This is a genomic window from Marinobacter sp. G11 (assembly GCF_021282325.1).
Lineage (GTDB): Bacteria > Pseudomonadota > Gammaproteobacteria > Pseudomonadales > Oleiphilaceae > Marinobacter > Marinobacter vinifirmus.
The window spans coordinates 1-4,618 of record NZ_JAJSPB010000065.1 but is presented as its reverse complement, the minus strand read 5'-3'; the positions used below and the strand labels follow the sequence as shown (position 1 = coordinate 4,618).

Below are 4,618 nucleotides of genomic sequence, written 5' to 3'. Positions count from 1 at the left end.
GACCAGGACCTGCCACTGTTCCGGAGTGCGGTGTTTTCTCATGGGAGCAACCTCTTATTAGGAAATCAGAGGTTACTGTAGAGCGAAATTCAGTGGGGTGGCAGGACGTCTCGGAATGAACGCTTACCTTCGCAACGACCTGCTCCATAATAAGCAGAGCCGTATTATGGTATCGCCCGGATTCTGGGTCATAAATAATAGAAAGACTGCTTACAGCCCTTCTCAGAGCGTCGTCTGCGGAATTTTTATCGTGAATGCTCAGAAGCTTCTCGATTCGATACTTCAAGTCTTGTTTTGTCGCGAGTGTGTGCCCCAGAGAGCAGTGGCTTTTCACTGCCTCTTCAACAGCTGCCTGAGTGCGCCTCGGGTCGTTCTTTGCAATGCCAAACTTCTCAAGCGCAATCTTTGTGCACTCCTTAAAGTCGAGACCAAAGGTGATCAACTCGAAGGGGTTGTTCCGAATCTGGTCTATTGATTGCTCTTTATGGAGCTTAAATAAACGATTCTGAACCGAAAAAGGTATTCCGTGGTTCGTGAGCCATTGAGAGTATTTAAGGTTCGAGTATTTTTCAAAACCTTTGACTAAGACTTCGGCAGTCTTAGGGGTTACGATCTCCTCCAACTTAGCTGTATCGCCTTTTTCTAGTGTTTCCACTAAATGGTTGCCAAAGTATTCTACAAGATCACGTGCTTTCTCTGTCCCAACGCCCTTGAAAGCAGGTTCTTCAACTATGAAACGTATTAATGATTCCGAATCTCCAGGCATCGTAACTTCGACCGAATCAGGATTCTTAAAGACTGATTCAATTACCTGGAAGTGAGCGGTTTTGTCTAGAGGTCTATCTACGCTCTGGCCTTTGATTATCCATTGCTGGCCTAGAGCGGGCTCGACTGGTAGATCTTCTGTTGCTATATCAACGACTATGACACGCTGCGTTGATTTTACTCTTGAGGAGTTATTTTTAAGGAGTAGGCCGGAGAAAATAGTCCGATTTGCATGAAGAAAACGCACGTTTGTGACTCTTATGTGTGCAGTTCGGTTCATTTTTTAAATATCCCCATTTCTGACACAACTTCTGAAAGCTCCTCGAATCGACGCAATTTGGCCTTCAATTCAAGATTTTCCTGCTCAAGCCTTCGAAGGCGATTCTGCTGTTGATTACGCAGGTTCTTCTTCCCATCGTATTTTTTTGGCTTGCTATCCACGGCGATTTTAACTTGAGTCTCTTTCGGTAACACTCCGGTCTCTCTTAGCCTCTTTTCCAGGGCTGCGAGCTTTTTCCGAACTTCTGGATTCTGAGTAAGAACTGACTTTGCAAAACCGCACCCTTTTGCGACTTCAGTTCGACTGAGGTTGCCTCGATACACCATTTGCTTGAATCCAGAATTGGTCATAGATTGTTCCCAAGCGATGAACGCCGCCACACTCTCATCTTTAGGTGCTGCCACTGTGAGCCTCCGATTATCTGCGTTTGATTATCTTTTCGAGTGCATCTTTTAATCCAGGACTACTGATCCTTGCTCCTTTTCTGATGGGGAAGGAGGCCACCAGAGCGCCGTCTGAGTCGAACTTAGTATTTGGAGATCCTTGCAGCAATTTTTCGATCACTTCTTGATCGTAGTTGTCAAGCTCGGTCGCCAGATTAGATGAATTTTCAATTCCGTCTAAGGATGAAACTATTGTTGAAATCATCGGTAAGTTGTTTACATCCCGGGCAATATTCAATTGATTCCTTAGTCCCTTGACTTCTCCAAGAAGCATTGAAACCTGATAGCGCAAAACTGGGTCTTCAATTTTCAAAAGCTCCTTTTCATGGAGAATCTGGTCATTAGTTTGATGATTGGTGTTTATCTTTTTCTCAATACTCTTGTGCGATTGATAATCTAACCAAGCGTCAAACGTCTCCCTGTAGGGGTTCCCACCCTCTCGCTTGTTGTAAATAGTTTGCTCGCTCATCTTGATAGCATCTTGTGCGAGATACTTGACGACAAGAGCTATCGTCGGGGTTACTGATTTCTCCACTAAGTCTTCACAGACTTTGCTAATAGCGATAATCTTAGCTTTTGTAGTCTTGCTTTTCGATGATTCGACAAGTCGATCAACGTGAGCTTTCACACTCTTTTTACTTTTAAATTGCTCATTCATATACTCTGAATCCAGTTATTAGTCAGTCTTTCCGATGAAGGCTTGGTTTGGATCGAACCTTTCAAGCTTTATCGTCTCAGTCATCTTTCGCTCGATTCCAAGCTCATGCAAACTCACCCGGTTCGAAGTTAGCTGATCTATCTCATAATCATTCAATTCGGTAAGGAGAAATCTCGAAGCTGCATCTAAAGCGATCGATTTTTCTTCCGGCGTGAGAGGAGATAGGGATATAGGATTCATTCCATTGTTGAGCATAATTTGATCGATAAAGTGGTCTCGATCTCTTTCAAGATCACGATCTCTAAGGTGTGTATAGAGCCGACCTGCTTGGACGGTGCTGTCCAAAGCTCTTAACTCGTGAACCTCTGAGAAAGAGATTTCAGGCCTGTCTGTAGCGATTAAGGCAGGTGTATTATCTGTACCGGATTCTTCCCCAGGAAATTCGGAGGGTAGGTCCCGAACGCTTTCAAGGAGTCGATAGGCGGCATGGGTATCCATAAGCAAAGAATCGAGAGATTCTGTCTTTTCTTCCAGATTAGTTTCTTCGCCTTTAATCTCCGCTTTGAGACTCTCGGAAACCGCTGATCCTCCCTTTGACTTCACGATTTGGAATCGCTCTGACTGTAATTTCTCAAGACGACTTGTTATTTCGTCTACTTCCTTGGATGCTCTTTGAGACTTAACGAGCAGCTTATTGGCGTGGAGCCACAATGGAATCATCCATGGTGTACCGGTAATGAGGTGTCTGCACCTCACACAATTCTTTGGGCCACCCGGAACAGGACCGTAAGTGTTATTCTTCTTGGAATTTCTCCGTAGGATTTCGCCGCCATCATGGCAACGGGTTCCTCCGTAAGGGCAGATACCGAGATTGTTGTTGATCCAAATATTAGTCGGGATTTTTTTGTTTTGGATATCAGTGAAAGTCTCCTCGGCGTTGCCTGTGACGTACTTCTTGGCCTCTTCCCAGGCAGAGGATTTTAGCCATCTAAGGAGGTTTTCTTGCTGACTTTGTTCAATAGATTTTTTTGCTTGGTTCAATTGGTCGGAGATGTGCCCAGGATCCATTTTTATGTAATACAGCGTCATAAGGATGGATGCATGGCCAGCAACCACTTTGCTCAAAACCTCAATGGGGACGCCAGACTCTGCTAAAGCTGTTAAGCCCGCAACTCGAAGACCGTGAGGTGTAAAAAGTGTTTGCTCTGGCTGACCGCTAATAGGATTTCGTTTTAATACGATTTCTACGTCGTGGCCTTCTTCTAAAAGACGCTTCTCAAGCTCGCCCATCAGCTTGTTCCAGTAGTTGCGCAACTGGTTGTCGGTTGGTGGGCAATCGGGACGAGCCCCTTCGAATGAACGAGGAGATCTAAAGAGGTAAAATCTGTCGGGGATTTTGTCCAGAACTGTTTTTGATGGCACCATTCCGAAAATTTGAGTTGGCATATCCCCGTAAGCCGTGGGCTTAGTCACCGGATTATATTTTTCTTGCCAAGCTCTAAGGTCGTAAAAAATATCGATAATCTCTGGATTGTGCCAAGGGATGGTGTAGCCAGAGGTTTCCGAGTACCCAGTTTCTCTATCTTGCGTCTTATTCGTGTTAATGAAGAACCCAGTGCTAATTCCGGTCGCAGAACGAATTTTTCTTACAACGCCTCTGTTAGGAAGCCTACTGCCTAGCTTTTGCCAGTAGTTACTGTGGCGAGATTTGTTTGGCACCCATTTCTTGCTTGCGCGGTCAAAAACCTCCTCATCTCCCTCACCCGAATCGAGTGCCGCTACTTGTATTTTTCTTAATGGTATTTCTAGCATGGTCAGATAGAGGTAGGAGATCGTTGGAATCCATACTGACTCGTATTTTCCAGAGTCGTCTTTATAATCAAAGTATTCAGAAGTTATCGATTTCGGCCACTCAAAGTCGTTAGCTGTAATAATTTCTTTGCACTTCAAGAGCCAGCTGGTTGGCATAGATGCTTTTACAGTTTCTGATGGCTTTAAGCTTGCATCTTTTTGCGATTCGATTTTTAAGATTTCAGCAGGGCTGAAAATCGGAAACGCAATACTCGTATATTCTCCAGATTCGGGATCAAATTCCGATAAATAATTGGCAATCAGCCAATTGCTGAAGTTATTGATCCGAGTTAGGTTGTACTTATTCTCCATGCCTACAGACAAGCAGTAATCGTAAAATGATCCTCGTGATGATCGTGTCATGTATCGGAGGGGATCCTGAGCATTGTCTTCGGTAATCAGGAAACCATAAAATTTGTTAAACGCTGCGTAATAACTTCTTGTGCTCTTCAAATCTTGCTCATCAACGAACTTTGCAAACAAGTGGAGCCATTTGCGTAAACCGCTGAAGGTTGCCACCCATTCCACGTGAAGCCTGCCACCCGGACCGGAGCAAGGCTGCCACCCATCGGAGCGTAGCGACGCGGGGTTTCTCTTCTTACTCCGAAGTCTCAGTGCCCG

Annotated in this window: 4 protein-coding genes; all 4 read right to left on the bottom strand. The window is 44.8% G+C overall.

Annotated elements, in window-relative coordinates:
- Window positions 1-1,045: helix-hairpin-helix domain-containing protein (locus LWH94_RS18750; protein ID WP_332875512.1), on the bottom strand; the 1,045-nt coding region annotated here is incomplete at its 3' end.
- A complete protein-coding gene (locus LWH94_RS18745) occupies window positions 1,042-1,449 on the bottom strand; it encodes a VPA1267 family protein (protein WP_232903255.1) in 408 nt (135 codons plus the stop codon). The genes LWH94_RS18745 and LWH94_RS18750, both read right to left, overlap by 4 nt.
- Window positions 1,450-1,462: 13 nt before the next feature.
- On the bottom strand, window positions 1,463-2,146 hold the full coding sequence (gene gmtX / locus LWH94_RS18740) for a gamma-mobile-trio protein GmtX (protein WP_232903254.1): 684 nt from the start codon (window positions 2,144-2,146) through the stop codon (window positions 1,463-1,465).
- Between the two features lie 18 nt (window positions 2,147-2,164).
- Window positions 2,165-4,525: a VPA1269 family protein gene (locus tag LWH94_RS18735; RefSeq protein WP_232903253.1), complete on the bottom strand. Its 2,361-nt coding sequence runs from the start codon at window positions 4,523-4,525 to the stop codon at window positions 2,165-2,167.
- Window positions 4,526-4,618 lie beyond the last annotated feature (93 nt).